The organism is Kitasatospora sp. NPDC088134 (genome assembly GCF_044741705.1).
GTDB lineage: Bacteria > Actinomycetota > Actinomycetes > Streptomycetales > Streptomycetaceae > Kitasatospora.
Genome location: NZ_JBIUTD010000002.1, coordinates 105,310 through 119,432, shown reverse-complemented (window position 1 = coordinate 119,432; position 14,123 = coordinate 105,310). Strand labels below are relative to the sequence as shown.

Below are 14,123 nucleotides of genomic sequence, written 5' to 3'. Positions count from 1 at the left end.
CACTTACCGTGGGCGCCCCCCTGCGTTAAGCCGTCCGCTCGCAGGGTGATAGGGGCAGTCCTGTGCTTTGGTGGCGAAGCCGGTACGGGCCGCCGGGGCGGTGCTGCCAGCCGAACGGTCAGTCCGCCAGAAAACCCCGTACCGCCCCACTGCGGATACTGCGCAGGAGTTCGAGCTGCTTCCGCATGAGCTGTTCGTGCTCATCGAGCCGGACCGTGAAGTCGGTGATCGCCTGCTGCACTTCGCGGTCGGGCACGACCACTGGGAGATCGCCCAGCACCTTGAGTGAAACGGTCTGGAGGCCGATGCTCCCGGTGGACCTCTCCGCCAGCCACGCCCGGGCTTCGGCACTCCGCAGAAAGGCGGCGAGGTAGTCGCTGGTGACGGCCTCGGACGGTGTCACCACGAAGCAGCCGGTTCCACAGACCCAGCCGGCCTGTTCTTCCCGCACGACGGCGCACCTGCCGAGCTCCCCTCGACGGGCGACCACGACATCGCCAGGGGCCAGCCGGAACCTGGCCAGCTGTTCGGCCTTCTCCGCACTGACGCACTTGATGCCTGACGGAACGAAGCCGTTGTCCGTCAGGTCCCTCGGCATGACCACGGGGACTCCGCCCTCCGCCACGTAGTCATGTGCGTGCAGGAGACTTCCCGACGGACCGGCGAGCAAGCCCTCCCGCACCGGGGACCAGGAGGATCCGGCCTGGCGAACAACAGTCCGCAACGGCACGGCCACGGGGGCCGCGCTCCGGTCCGCCGCTTCCGACTGGGTGTCGAAAATCCACCGGAGTTCCGCGCTCGACATCGCGCGCTCCTCGCGTTCGAGCTGTGCGAGCCGGTCCCCCAGACCCCCTGCCCCTTCCACCTCCCCGCTCCCCGACCTCACGTAGAGACGGGGGTCCAGGTTTCCCGCGTTGCCGATGACGTCCGCGTGGGCGACCACGCGCGAGAACCCGGGTTCGTCGCCCCGGCCTCCATTTCGCAACCACGTGCCGACCCTGTCGACGATCCGCCGTGTCTCCTCCTCGGAGAGCGTGCGCGGCTGCCGGGGATGCTGAGTTCCCAGTCGACCGGCATCGACGAAGATCACCCCGTCGCTGCCGACCGGGTGGTGCGCGCGGTCCCGCGCAAGGAGCCAGACGTGCACGGCGGTGGTGGTGTTGAGGAAGAGGTTCGGCGGCAACGCGACGATGCCGAGGACCGCTCCCCGGGCGATCATGTCCCTCCGGATGGCCCCTTCGGAGCCTCCCACCCACGATGCGCTCGGCGGCATGACCATCGCGGCCTGACCCTGCTCACTGAGCCGGGACCACGCGAGCTGCAACCAGGCGAAATTCGCGTTGGAGTCCGGCGGCGGGCCGAACGGCCACCTCACGCGCCGGCTGTCGAGGGTGCGCTGATTGAAGGGCGGGTTGCTGATCACCAGGTCCGCGTAGCCGGCCCCCCGGCCCTGCATGAGCGCTACCGGATCGGACTGCCCCACACGGGGCCGCTCCACTCCGTGGACCGCCAGATTGAGCGCCGCCAGTCGAAGGTTCCCGCGGTCCACCGCGTACGCCTCCAAGGAGTCGCCGTCGACAGGCCCCTCCTCCGCCAGCTGGCGCGCGGCGGCGACCAGCATGCCCCCGGTTCCGCACGCTGGGTCGAGGATCCGGTCCCCCCTCCGCACCCCGGTCATGTCGACCAGCAGTGACGCGACCGCACTCGGCGTGTAGAACTCCCCACTCGGCAGCGCCCCTTCCCGCGCATGACGTTCGATGAGCAACTCGCACACCTCGGCCAGTCCAGGGCCGTCGAGCAGTGGCAGCTCCCTGAGGGCCCTGAGGAAGGCGGTCACCCAGGCCAAGTCGTCCGACTCATCGCCGAAGGAGCCGCCGAACTCGAAGTCGGGCCAGGAGAGCGGGGAGAGCTGGAGCTGTTCGGCAATGTCCCGCGCCACGGCACGCAGGTCGACGAGCGGTGGGGCCCCGGCAGAGGCCTCCGCCAGGGCCCGGGTCCAGCGCCTGGCGGCGTCCGACGGTTCTCCCGGCCCCGAGCGGAGCTCCGACTCGACGGAGTACGCCATGACCAGGAGCGCCAGCATCGAGGGGAGGTCCCCCGACCCCCGGCCACGCTGGTAGGGAGCGTAAGCCCGCCACAACCCATCGACGACCGCCTCCGCCTCACCGCCCACTCTCCTGGCCACCACGCGCTGCTCCCCTTGGTTCCGTCCGGCTCACCTCAACTGAATGATGAAGTACGCGCCCGCCGCAACGAGCATCAGCAGACAGAGGCGAAGCGTCATGCCCGTGCTCTGCATGGCCTTTCCGACCAACTCAATGAATGACTTCATCATTTCGGAACTCCCACCCAAGGAAAAATGCGCAGTAGTACTGCGCATAGAGCGACCTCAACTATCGCCGCTTCTGCAAGGCTTGACAGAGCGCCAGATGCGATCCTCGGCAAGGTTAGCAGTGCATCAGAGCGAGCTGGCTTGATGCGCTATGCGCGAGAGAGCGGAACAGCCTCAGTGCGCAGTGCTACTGCGCATAGAAGTAGGCGGCAAGATGCTGGTGCGGCGCCCGCCTGCCCCCACCCCAGCCCCCGCCGATTGGAGCCCGCGCGAGCAGTGGGGTGATGTGAATCACATGAGTGGGTGGGCCTGTACTGGGCGGCAGTCGGATCGGTTCGCACGGAAGTTTCTTGACGCCGCATCAGGCCGTCGCGGGGAATGGTCACCCGAGCACGAGGGGGACGGAAGCTGTCGCCGGCCTTCGAGCAGGTCCTCGGAGTCGGACCCTCCGACGTCGAGCGCCGACACTGTATTGGTTCCGGGGCCCGGTCCGGTCCGTAGCAGAACGCGGAGCGAGCCTCGGCGTATCCACGTCTGTCCCGGTGCGCCCGCTCCCGGCATCATCACCGGCCGGGCCTTCGGCCGTTGCCGGGGCCGCCGGGTCGAACCACCGGCAGATAGCACGGACCACCGCACCGATCAGCGTGGGGCCGACGGCGCGGTACGGAGTGTCGCCAGGTCAGTCGTCCTCGGGGCCGGGCTGCTCGGTGAAGTCGATCTTCTTGAAGCGGGCGTTCATGGACTTCAGGAGGAACCAGGTGGCGATGCCGAGGGCCGCGAAGACGACGAAGCCGAGCAGGCCGGGGGTGACCTTGGTTTCGTCGAGGGCCAGGGCGGTGGCGAGCTGGGTGGGGTTCACGGGGGTGCTCATTCCTCCATGGTGACCCGGCCTTAGGGCGGCCGGGTCACCGGGGGGTGGTACGGGGTGGTACGGGACGTTACTTGCGGAGGCCGGCGAAGAGGTCGGTCTCCGGGAGGTCGGTGGGGACCAGGGACTTGGCGAGTTCGTAGTCCTCGGTCGGCCAGACCTCGCGCTGGACGTCGATCGGCACCCGGAACCAGGGCCCGTCGGGGTCGATCTGGGTGGCGTGCGCGATCAGCGCCTTGTCGCGGATCTCGAAGAAGTCCGCGCACTCGATCCGGCTGGTGATCTCGCGCTCGGTCCGCCCCGACTTCTCCCAGCCCTCGATCCACTCGCCGTACGGCGAGTCCTCGCCGTGCTCGGTGAGGTAGGCGTGCAGGGCGCGGATCCGGCCCATCGGGAAGCCGTGGTTGTAGTAGAGCTTGGACGGCTGCCAGGGCTCACCGGCCTCCGGGTAGGCGTCCGGGTCGCCGGCCGCGTCGAAGGCCGCCATGGTGATCTTGTGGGTCATGATGTGGTCGGGGTGCGGGTAGCCCCCGTTCTCGTCGTACGTGGTGACCACGTGCGGGCGGAACTCGCGGATCAGCTTGACCAGCGCGCCCGCCGCGACCTCGACCTCCTCGAGGGCGAAGCACCCCTCGGGCAGCGGGGGCAGCGGGTCGCCCTCCGGGAGGCCCGAGTCGACGTAGCCGAGCCACGCCTGCTGGACGCCCAGGATCTCCCGGGCCGCGTCCATCTCCTTGCGGCGCACCTCGTGGATGTTCTCCTCGACCCACGGGTCGCCCTGCAGCTTGGGGTTGAGGATCGACCCCCGCTCGCCGCCGGTGCACGTGGCGACCAGGACCTCCACCCCCTGCGACACGTACATCGCCATGGTGGCGGCGCCCTTGCTGGACTCGTCGTCCGGGTGCGCGTGCACCGCCATCAAACGCAACTGCTCGCTCAACGCCTGGTCCCCTTCAGGTACAGGTGGTTCTGTCCGCTTCGCCGGGCCGGCTCCCCCGCCGGCTCCGGCGCGGATGTGACCCTCCTATAGTGACGGACTGAAGGGCGCGTCCATTCCCACCGGAGGACGAACCGCTCCTCCGCGAAAGGACCGAGCCGCACCATGGACCACAGCCCTACGCCCGCGCCGCAGCAGGCCGCGCCGGCCGCGGTTCCCGCCGCCGCGCCGGCCGGCCGCTACGGCCGCACCGACGACCGGGCCGCGGACCGCCGGCTGCGGGTCGCCGCCGTGGTGTGCGGGGTGCTGTTCCTGGGCCTGATCGGCTGGCTGGGCAGCTCGTACCTGCTGCGCGAGACGGCGCTGAACGGGACGGTGCCGAGCTTCCAGGCGGTCTCCGACACCGAGCTGCAGTTGCAGTTGTCGGTGCGCAAGAGCGCGGGCACCGGCGGGGTGTGCACCGTCCGCTCGCAGGGCGCGGACGGCGCGGTGGTCGGCCAGTCGGACTTCCAGGTCCCGGCCGAGGGCGACTCGTACGTCAAGGTGGTCACGCTCCGCACCACCGCCCGCGGCACCACCGCGGAACTGCTCGGCTGCACCCCCGACGGCAAGTAGCGCCCCCCGGCGCCCCACCCCGGCGACAACCGCCGAAGACGCCCGAGCGCCCGCCGCCGCGGTCACCCTTTCGAAGGCACCCGACCCGCGCCGCCCGCAGGCACTCCCGCCTGCGCCGGGAACTTGTTAGGCTCGTGATTTCGCCCCTTCCGCACCCACCGGTGCGCAAGCGGGCGTTGCTTTGCATCTGCCCAGAGAATCGACCACCGCCGCGTCCCACCCGCGCGGCAGCGCCAGCACCGACGAGGAGCACCCTGTGACCCAGACCAACGATGACGTGACCTGGCTCACTCAGGACCACTACAACAAGCTCAAGGCCGAGTTCGACCACCTGACCGGTCCCTGGCGGATCGAGATCGCCAAGAAGATCGAGGCGGCCCGCGAGGAGGGTGACCTCAAGGAGAACGCCGGCTACCACGCGGCCAAGGACGAGCAGGGCAAGACCGAGGCCCGCATCCGCCAGCTCAGCCAGCTGCTGGAGCGCGCGAAGGTCGGCGAGGCCCCGGCGGACTCCGGCGTGGTGGCCCCCGGCATGGTGGTGAAGGTGGCGTTCGACGGCGACCTGGACGACACCATGGAGTTCCTGCTGGCCTCCCGCGAGGTCACCGACGGCGACATCGACGTGTACTCCCCGCAGTCGCCGCTGGGCAAGGCCATCATCGGCAAGTCGGTCGGCGAGGACGCCCGGTACGAGCTGCCGAACGGCAAGAAGGCCGGCGTGAAGATCATCGACGCGAAGCCGTTCTCCGGCTGACGCCCCGCCCCGCGCAACGGCGGACGGCCGCTCCCCCGGGTGGGGGGAGCGGCCGTCCGCCGTTTCCGGAACCGTCCGCCGTTTCCGGAACCGTCCGCCGCGTTCCCGACAGGGCCCCTGACGCCGCGTCAGCCCGCCGCGCGGCGGTACTTGCGCACCGAGAGCCAGGAGAAGACGGCCAGGATGAGCAGCGACCAGACCACCGACACCAGGGCGGCGTGCTCCATCGGCCAGGAGTCCGGCACCGGGCCGATCTGGTTGCCGAACAGGCTGCGGCAGGCCTGCACGGTGGCCGAGAACGGGTTCCAGTAGGCGATCGGCTGGAGCCAGCTGGGCATCGAGCTGACCGGGACGAACGCGTTGGAGATGAACGTCAGCGGGAACAGCCAGATCAGGCCGGCCGAGGTGGCGGCCTCGGGGCTGCGCACGGACAGGCCGATCAGCGCGCCGATCCAGGAGAAGGCGTAGCCGAGCAGGAGCAGCAGGCCGAACGCGCCGAGCGCCTTCAGGACGCCGTCGTGAATCCGCCAGCCGACCAGCAGCGCGACCAGGGCGAGCACCACGACGGTGAACGCCGTCTGGACCAGGTCGGCCAGGGTGCGGCCGGTGAGGACGGCGGCGCGGGCCATCGGCAGCGAGCGGAACCGGTCGACCAGGCCCTTGGTCATGTCCTCCGCGATGCCGGCCGAGGCGCCGGCGACGGCGAAGGTGACGGTCTGGGCGAAGATGCCCGCCATCAGGTACTCGATGTAGACCTGGTGGCTGGGCTGGGCGCCGGGGATGGCGATGGCGCCGCCCATGACGTACGAGAACAGCAGCACGAACATGACGGGCTGCATCAGCCCGAACACGACGATCTCGGGGATGCGGGTCATCCGCCGCAGGTTGCGCTTGGCGACCACCCAGGAGTCGTGGGCGGTGGCGGCGACGCCGCGGCGCGGGGTGACGGGGACGCCGCCGATGGCGCCCTCGGTGCTGGCGAGAGTCATCTCAGGCGTCCTTCCCCTTGGCGCGGCGGCCCTTCCCGGCGGGGGCGGCCCCCTCGTCCTCCTCGGCGCCGCCCTCGGTGGCGTGGCCGGTGAGGGAGAGGAAGACGTCGTCCAGGGTGGGGCGGCGCAGGCCGATGTCGTCGATCTCGATGGAGCGGGCGTCCAGTTCGCGGATGGCGTCGGCGAGGACCCTGGCGCCGCCGCTGACCGGGACGGTGATCCGGCGGGTGTTCTTCTCCACCGCCGGGTCGCCCTTGGCGTACGGGGAGAGCGCGGCGACGGCCTCGGGGACGAGGAGGGCGTCGTGCACCACGACCTCGATCCGCTCGCCGCCGATCTGCGCCTTGAGCTCGTCGGCGGTGCCGCGGGCGATCACCTTGCCGTGGTCGACCACCGCGATGTCGTGGGCGAGGCGGTCGGCCTCCTCCAGGTACTGGGTGGTGAGCAGCAGGGTGGTGCCCTGCTCGACCAGCGTCTCGATGACTTCCCAGAGGGCGAGCCGGTTGCGCGGGTCGAGGCCGGTGGTGGGTTCGTCGAGGAACATCACCGGGGGCCGGACCACCAGGGCGGCGGCGAGGTCGAGGCGGCGGCGCATGCCGCCGGAGTAGGTCTTGGCGGTGCGGTCCATCGCCTCGGAGAGGTTGAACCACTCCAGCAGTTCGAGGGCCCGCTTCTTCGCGTCGCGGGCGCTCATCTGGTAGAGCTCGCCGACCATCTGGAGGTTCTCCCGGCCGGTGAGGTACTCGTCCACGGCGGCGTACTGGCCGGAGAGGCCGATCAGGCTGCGCACCTTGTTGGGGTGCTTGAGCACGTCGACGCCGGCCACCGTGGCGCGGCCGGAGTCGGGTTGGAGCAGGGTGGTCAGGACCCGGACGGTGGTGGTCTTGCCGGCGCCGTTGGGGCCGAGCAGTCCGAGCACGGTGCCCTCGGGGACGTCCAGGCTCACGCCGTCCAGGGCGCGGACGTCGCCGAAGGTCTTGACCAGGTTCTCGGCTTCGATGGCTGACGCCATGGGCCTGCCTCATCTCCTGATGCGAATCGGTTCTGTGGGGGTTCTGCGGGGCTCTGTGGGGTGCTATGGGGATCTGCGGGGATCCGCGGGGATTCATCCGATGTGGTACCCGGGCCCGCCGGGGCGAAGCTCGCGATACATCGCAAGATGCTGGCACTCACGATATATCGCGTCAAGCCCCGCAGGTGACCCGGCTCACAGCATCACAGCCACCACTGACAACCGGGGTCGCACCGGCCCCGGAGGGGCTCAGCGGCTCACCACGTACCCGGCCTCCCGCAGCTCGCCGATCACCGCGGCGCAGTGCTCCGGCCCCTTGGTCTCCAGGTGCAGGTCCACCTCGACCTCGGTGAGGCCCAGCTGCGGGTCGATCCGCACGTGCGCGACGTCGAGCACGTTGGCGTCCACCCGGGTCAGCACGCCCAGCAGGTCCGCCAGCGCGCCCGGCTTGTCGGTGAGCCGGACCCGCAGCGACAGGTAGCGGCCGGCCGCGGCCAGGCCGTGCCGCAGCACCCGCTGCATCAGCTGCGGGTCGATGTTGCCGCCGGACAGCACCGCCACCACCGGGCCCTCGAACCGGCCCGGCTCGGCCAGCAGCGCGGCGATCGGGGCCGCCCCGGCGGGCTCCACCACCAGCTTCAGCCGCTCCAGGGCGACCAGCAGGGCCCGGGACAGCGCGTCCTCGGAGACCGTCAGCACGCCGTCGGCGAGGGCGTTCACCACCTCGAACGGGATGTCGCCGGGCCGGCCCACCATGATGCCGTCGGCCATCGTGGCGAACCGCTCCAGCGAGACCGGGCGGCCCGCCGCCAGCGAGGGCGGGTACGCGGCCGCGGCCGCCGCCTGCACGCCGATCACCCGGACGTCCGGGCGGACCGCCTTGACCGCGAGCGCCACGCCCGCCAGCAGCCCGCCGCCGCCGGTGCCGACCAGCACGGTGCGCACCTCGGGGCACTGCTCCAGCACCTCCAGGCCGAGGGTGGCCTGGCCGGTGATGACGTCCAGGTGGTCGAAGGGGTGGATGAACACGGCGCCGGTGGTGTCCGCGTACGCGCGCGCCGCCCGCAGCGCCTCGTCGACGTTCGCGCCGTGCAGCCGGACCTCCGCGCCGTAGTCGCGGGTCGCGGCGACCTTCGGCAGCGGGGCGGCGACCGGCATGAAGACGGTGGAGCGCACCCCCAGCAGCGCGGCGGCCAGCGCCACCCCCTGCGCGTGGTTGCCGGCGCTGGCGGCGACCACCCCGGCGGCCCGCTCCACCGGCAGCAGCCCGGCGATCCGCAGGTACGCCCCGCGCAGCTTGAACGACCCGGTGCGCTGCAGGTTCTCGCACTTGAGGTGGACCGGCGTCCCGGCCACCCCGGACAGGTACCGGCTGGTCTGCATCGGGGTCACCCGGGCCACCCCGGCCAGCATCTTCTGCGCACCCCGGACGTCGTCGAGGGTGATCGGCCAACTGTGCATGGGCGCCACCCTATGACCGCGTGGTTCCGGTGCCCGCCCGGCGCGCGTACGCTGCTGGGCACGAGTCGCCCGCACCCCCGTGAGCCGCGATGAGCCTTCCCTCGCCCGAGATTCCCGATCCCGACCGCCAACTTCCCTACCAGGTCGCGGTGTTCGCGCGGCGGATCAGTGCCGCCGAGGAGCTGGACCGGGCCGCCTTCCTGCTGCTGGACCAGTTGGCCGCGGCCGGTCCGGCCAATGTGAAGACGCTCGCCGCCGCGCTCGGCGTGGACTCCTCCACGGTGACCCGGCAGGCCGCGCCGCTGCTGCGCGAGCGGCTGCTGGCCCGGGTGCCGTACCCCGCGGACCGGCGCACCGTGCGGCTGGCACTGACCCCGCTGGGGGCCGGGCGGCTGGCCGAGGTGCGGGAGGAGCGGCGGAAGGTGATCGCCGAGCTGACGGCGGGCTGGACGCCGCAGGAGCGGGCGCTGTTCTGCGTGCTGCTGGGCCGGTTCAACGACGGCCTGCTGGGCCGCCGTTGAACCGCTGACGGACCGTCAGCCGAGCGCCCGCTCCAGGTCGGCGAGCAGGTCGTCGGCGGACTCGATGCCGACCGAGACCCGCACCAGGTCGGCGGGCACCTCCAGCGGGGAGCCCGCGGCGGAGGCGTGGGTCATCCGGCCGGGGTGCTCGATCAGCGACTCGACGCCGCCCAGCGACTCGCCCAGGGTGAAGAGTTCGGCCCGGTTGCAGACCGCGACGGCCGCTTCCTCGCCGCCCGCGACCCGGAACGACACCATGCCGCCGAACGCCTTCATCTGCTTGGCGGCGATGTCGTGGCCCGGGTGGGTGGGCAGGCCCGGGTACAGCACCTGGGTCACCTTCGGGTGCGCGGACAGCAGTTCGGCGACCTTGACGGCGTTCTCCGAGTGCCGGTCCATCCGCACCCCGAGGGTCTTGATGCCGCGCAGCACCAGCCAGGCGTCGAACGGGCCGGAGACCGCGCCCATCGCGTTCTGGTGGTAGGCGACCTCCTCGGCCAGGCCGGCGTCGGCGACCACCAGGGCGCCGCCGACCACGTCGGAGTGGCCGCCCATGTACTTGGTGGTGGAGTGCACCACGACGTCCGCGCCGAAGGAGATCGGCTGCTGCAGGTAGGGGCTGGCGAAGGTGTTGTCGACCACCAGCTTCGCGCCCGCGGCGTGCGCGATCTCGGCGACCGCGGCCAGGTCGGTGATGCCCAGCAGCGGGTTGGACGGGGTCTCCACCCACACCGCGCGGGTGGTCGGACGGATCGCCTCGCGGACCTTCTCGGGGTGGTGGGTGTCGGCGACGGAGAACTCGACGCCCCAGCGGGTCAGCACCTTGGCGAACAGCCGGAAGGTGCCGCCGTAGGCGTCGTTCGGGATGACGATGTGGTCGCCCGGCTTGAGCAGGGTGCGCAGCAGGGTGTCCTCGGCGGCCAGGCCGGAGGCGAAGGCGAGGCCGCGGGCGCCGCCCTCGATCGCGGCCAGGCACTCCTCCAGCGCGGTGCGGGTCGGGTTCGCGGAGCGGCTGTACTCGTAGCCCTCGCGCAGGCCGCCGACGCCGTCCTGCTTGTAGGTGGACACCTGGTAGATCGGCGTCACGACTGCCCCGGTCCGGGGGTCCGCTTCCTGGCCCGCGTGGATGGCGAGGGTCTCGAAGCCGTGGGAAAGCTGGTGCTCGGTCATGTCACCGAGCCTAGTGCGGCGGGCGGTGCGCGGCGTCCCTTCGCGGAGCGTGCCGTGACGGCCGGTCAAGAGCGGATTTCGTCATCCAAAAGTTGTCGAAAAGGCGAAGGTCGTGTCGGTACGATCACCCGGCCGCACACATGATCGAACCCCCTGGGGGCACCCCGTATGTCCATCGAGCGCACCGGCATGCGCACTTCCACCCGGGCGCTGCTGGCCGTCGCGCTGCTCGTCGGGTTCTACCTCCTCTCGGCCGCCGTGGTGGTCGGCCTGGTGTGGGCCAACGTCGAACTGGTCGTCAGCTCAGACCGCTTCCACTCCGGCATGGTCAAGCTCTGGGCGCTGAGCGCCGCGATCGCCTACCCGGTGCTGCGGGTGGTGTTCCTGACCAGGCGCCCGCGCGCCACCGGGCGGGACGGGCTGGTGCTGACCCGGGCCGAGCAGCCCGGGCTGTGGGCCCGGGTGGACCGGATCGCCGAGGCCACCGGCGTCCGCGGGCCCGCCGAGATCCGGCTGGTGTCGGACGTCAACGCCTACGTCTCGGAGGACACCCGGCTGCTCGGCCTGGTCCGCGGCCCGCGCCACCTGGCGATCGGCGCCCCGCTGCTGCTCGGCCTGACCGAGGCCGAACTGGACTCGGTGCTCGCCCACGAGTTCGGCCACTACGCCAACAACGACGTCCGCCTCGGCGCCGTCACCGTGGCCGGCCGCACCGCGCTGCTGCACTCCATCGCCACCCTGCACCACCGCGCCGACCGGCACCGGGCCGACAAGGCCGCCGAGATCGCCCAGGACAACGCCTACCGGCAGGCCCGCGGCCGCAAGGCCCGCGAGGAGGACCCCGGCAACGGCGGCATCGAGCGCTTCCTCGCCAAGGCGTTCACCCAGTACGCCAAGCTGTACTTCCGGGTCACCGAATCGGTCAGCCGCCGCGAGGAGTTCGCCGCCGACCGGCACGCCGCCGAGGTCGCCGGCCGGGACGCCACCGCCGCCGCGCTGCGCCGCATCCCGGTGCTCGGCGCCGCCCAGGGCTTCTACCTGAACCGCTACGCCACCATGGGCTGGTCGGCCGGCCTGCTGCCGCTGCGCGGCCAGTTCTACGGCGGCCTGGCCCACCTGCTGGCCGACCCGCAGCGGCGCGAGGAGCTCACCGCGATGGGCCTCGACCTGCCGGACGAGCAGCCCGACCCGTACGACTCGCACCCGCCGATCCGGCAGCGGGTCGCCGCGATCGAGGCCCTGCCGGACACCCCCGGCCTGCCCGGCCTGGGCTCCGCCGCGCCCGCGGTCGGCCTGCTGCGCGAGGCCGACCGGCTGTTCGGCGACCTGGAGACGCTGGACCTCGTCCCGGAGGCCGCCGCCAAGCGCCGGGTGGAGTGGCCGGAGCTGGTGCACGAGACGCTGCTCGCGGACTGCCGCGAGGCGGCCCAGCCCGTCCTGCGCGCCCTCACCGGCAGCGGCCTGCACGGCACCGTCGAGGCCCTGCTGGACGCCCTGGAGGCGGGCCGCGGCGAGGAGTTGGCGAAGCGGCTGCCGCAGAGCGAGGAGGCCGAGCAGGCCACCGGCCGGGCCGCCCGCGAGTTCCGCCGCCCGCTGCTGCGCGAGGCGCTGCGGACGCTCACCGTGCTGGCCCTGGCCTCGGACCGGACCGCCCGCTGGGAGCTGTCCTGGAGCCGCCCGGCCGCGCTGGTCCTGCCCGGCGACCTCGGCGACCGGCTGCCCGCCGCGCTGGACGCCGCCGTCGCCGACACCCCGGACGCCGCCCCGCTGCGCGCCCTGCTGGCCGAGGCCCGCACCGCCGCCGCACCCGCCGCGTCCTGACACCCCGTCACCCCTGGAGCACCGCCCCGATGGCCCGACTGATCGTCATCATCCCGCTCGTCCTGCTGGTCGGCTTCAAGGTCGCCACCTGGCTGATGAAGCGCCGCACCGCCCACTTGGAGGCCGCCACCGCGGCCGCGAAGGCCACCATCGCCCGGGTCGAGGACGCGAACCGGCCGACCATCGTCCCCGCCGAGCACGGCCTGGTGCCCCGGGCCGAGCTGGTCCCCGACCCGGGGATCACCGGCCCGGACGTGGACGCCGCGCTGGCCGCCCTGGGGACCGGCGACTGGCACCCCGCCGCCGACCTGCTGGCCGGGGCCGGCCAGGACCAGGACCGGCGCTGGGCGCTGATCCGCCGCTTCTCCGGCCCGGCCGTCGAGGACGACGCCTGGCTGCGGGCCTGGCGCGCCGAGCGCCCGGAGAGCGCCGACGCCGCCGTGGTCGACCTCGACGCGCTGATCGCCCTGGCCTGGAAGGTGCGCACCGGCTGGAGCGCCGACCGGGTCAGCCAGGAGCGGGCGAACGCCTTCCACAAGGTCCTCGGCGACGCCGCGGCGGTTGCCGCGGAGGCGGTCCGGCTGGCCGACCCGGGCGACCCGTCGCCGTACGTCGCGCAGATCTCCCTGGCGATGGGCCAGAACTGGGACAACGCCCGGTTCCTGGAGCTCTGGGCGGAGATCGTCGACCGCGATCCGCTGCACTTCCGGGCCCACGCCCGGGCCCTGCAGTACCGGTGCGACAAGTGGCACGGCAGCCACGAGAAGATGCACGCCTTCGTGGACGCCGCGATCGCCGCCGCACCGGCCGGCAGCCTGTTCACGGCGCTCAAGCTGGAGGCGTACTACGAGGAGTTCCGGCGCGGGGACGCCGGGGACGGCGCCTACGCCGCCCCGGCGGTGCGGGCCGCCGCGGACGCCGTGATCGCGGACCTGGCGGCCGCCGCCCCGGACAGCCCGCGCCGCCTGTACGCCCACGGCTGGCTGGTCTGGGTGCTGGGCCGGTCCGGCCGCGAGGCCGAGGCGATGGAGCACCTGCGGGCGCTCGGCCCGATCGTCCCCCTGCCGTGGACGTACTGGCAGCAGGACGTCGACAAGTTCGTCGGCGACCGGATCGACATCGTGCTGGCCGCCACCGCCGGGCGGTCCGGCGACTGACCGTCCCGCGTCGCGTCCGTCCGGCCCGGTGCCGATGATGGAGACGTCAAGCCGCGCCCCCGCCGCCGAGCCCGGCGACGGGGGCGCGGGTCGTTCTCGGCCGGAGGTGGAGTGAGATGGCCGGGTTGGAGCGAATGAGTCTGGACCAGCCGGAGGAGGTCCGCCCGTTCGAGGGCGGCAAGGGGCAGCTGGCGCTGGTGAACCTGGCGGGCGGCGGCATCGGCCGAGCGGTCTTCGAGCCGGGCTGGCGCTGGTCCGAGCACGTGAAGCCGATCGCCGGCACCGACAGCTGCCTGGCCTCGCACGTCGGGTACGTGATCTCCGGGCGGCTGCGGGTGGAGATGGACGACGGCCAGGCCGAGGAGTTCGGCGCGGGCGACTTCATGGTCTGCCCGCCCGGACACGACGCCTGGGTGCTCGGCGACGCGCCCTGCGTGATGCTCGACTGGCAGGGCTACGTCGACTACGCCAAGCCGCGGGGCTGAG

At 72.3% G+C, this 14,123-nt stretch carries 13 protein-coding genes; 6 read left to right on the top strand and 7 right to left on the bottom strand.

Going from position 1 to position 14,123, the window contains the following annotated elements:
* Positions 1–118: 118 nt before the first annotated feature.
* From ACIOHG_RS04100 to mca, 3 genes are all read right to left on the bottom strand, one after another.
* Positions 119–2,188: an N-6 DNA methylase gene (locus ACIOHG_RS04100; protein ID WP_400945044.1), complete on the bottom strand. Its 2,070-nt coding sequence runs from the start codon at positions 2,186–2,188 to the stop codon at positions 119–121.
* Between the two features lie 823 nt (positions 2,189–3,011).
* Positions 3,012–3,203 carry a hypothetical protein gene (locus tag ACIOHG_RS04095; RefSeq protein WP_400945042.1) on the bottom strand — a complete coding sequence of 64 codons (192 nt, stop codon included), beginning with the start codon at positions 3,201–3,203 and terminating at the stop codon, positions 3,012–3,014.
* 67 nt (positions 3,204–3,270) lie between these two features.
* Positions 3,271–4,140 carry a mycothiol conjugate amidase Mca gene (gene mca, locus ACIOHG_RS04090; RefSeq protein WP_400712875.1) on the bottom strand — a complete coding sequence of 290 codons (870 nt, stop codon included), beginning with the start codon at positions 4,138–4,140 and terminating at the stop codon, positions 3,271–3,273.
* A 162-nt stretch (positions 4,141–4,302) separates the two neighbouring features.
* On the opposite strand from mca, the gene ACIOHG_RS04085 reads away from it, so the two are divergent.
* Together ACIOHG_RS04085 and greA are read left to right on the top strand one after the other, a co-directional pair.
* Positions 4,303–4,752, top strand: a complete 450-nt coding sequence (locus ACIOHG_RS04085) for a DUF4307 domain-containing protein (RefSeq protein WP_400945040.1) — start codon at positions 4,303–4,305, stop codon at positions 4,750–4,752.
* 256 nt (positions 4,753–5,008) lie between these two features.
* Positions 5,009–5,506: a transcription elongation factor GreA gene (gene greA, locus ACIOHG_RS04080; RefSeq protein WP_400712869.1), complete on the top strand. Its 498-nt coding sequence runs from the start codon at positions 5,009–5,011 to the stop codon at positions 5,504–5,506.
* 128 nt (positions 5,507–5,634) lie between these two features.
* Here greA and ACIOHG_RS04075 read toward each other — a convergent pair whose 3' ends face one another.
* From ACIOHG_RS04075 to ilvA, 3 genes are all read right to left on the bottom strand, one after another.
* Positions 5,635–6,495, bottom strand: a complete 861-nt coding sequence (locus ACIOHG_RS04075; RefSeq protein ID WP_400945038.1) for an ABC transporter permease — start codon at positions 6,493–6,495, stop codon at positions 5,635–5,637.
* A gap of 1 nt (position 6,496) precedes the next feature.
* Positions 6,497–7,507 (bottom strand): ATP-binding cassette domain-containing protein, encoded by a 1,011-nt coding sequence (locus ACIOHG_RS04070; protein ID WP_400945036.1) that lies wholly within the window; start codon positions 7,505–7,507, stop codon positions 6,497–6,499.
* A 249-nt stretch (positions 7,508–7,756) separates the two neighbouring features.
* Positions 7,757–8,968 carry a threonine ammonia-lyase gene (ilvA, locus tag ACIOHG_RS04065; protein ID WP_400945034.1) on the bottom strand — a complete coding sequence of 404 codons (1,212 nt, stop codon included), beginning with the start codon at positions 8,966–8,968 and terminating at the stop codon, positions 7,757–7,759.
* An 89-nt stretch (positions 8,969–9,057) separates the two neighbouring features.
* On the opposite strand from ilvA, the gene ACIOHG_RS04060 reads away from it, so the two are divergent.
* Entirely contained in the window at positions 9,058–9,489 is a 432-nt protein-coding gene (locus ACIOHG_RS04060) for a MarR family winged helix-turn-helix transcriptional regulator (protein ID WP_400945032.1), read from the top strand.
* Positions 9,490–9,504: 15 nt separating this feature from the next.
* On the opposite strand, the gene ACIOHG_RS04055 is transcribed toward ACIOHG_RS04060, so the two are convergent.
* Positions 9,505–10,659 (bottom strand): cystathionine gamma-synthase, encoded by a 1,155-nt coding sequence (locus tag ACIOHG_RS04055; protein ID WP_400945030.1) that lies wholly within the window; start codon positions 10,657–10,659, stop codon positions 9,505–9,507.
* Positions 10,660–10,848: 189 nt separating this feature from the next.
* On the opposite strand from ACIOHG_RS04055, the gene ACIOHG_RS04050 reads away from it, so the two are divergent.
* The 3 genes from ACIOHG_RS04050 (at position 10,849) to ACIOHG_RS04040 (ending at position 14,122) form a co-directional block, all read left to right on the top strand.
* Positions 10,849–12,480: a M48 family metalloprotease gene (locus ACIOHG_RS04050; protein ID WP_400945028.1), complete on the top strand. Its 1,632-nt coding sequence runs from the start codon at positions 10,849–10,851 to the stop codon at positions 12,478–12,480.
* Positions 12,481–12,509: 29 nt separating this feature from the next.
* Positions 12,510–13,637 (top strand): hypothetical protein, encoded by a 1,128-nt coding sequence (locus ACIOHG_RS04045; RefSeq protein ID WP_400945026.1) that lies wholly within the window; start codon positions 12,510–12,512, stop codon positions 13,635–13,637.
* A gap of 116 nt (positions 13,638–13,753) precedes the next feature.
* Positions 13,754–14,122, top strand: a complete 369-nt coding sequence (locus tag ACIOHG_RS04040; RefSeq protein WP_400945024.1) for a cupin domain-containing protein — start codon at positions 13,754–13,756, stop codon at positions 14,120–14,122.
* The last annotated feature ends 1 nt before the right edge of the window (position 14,123 follow it).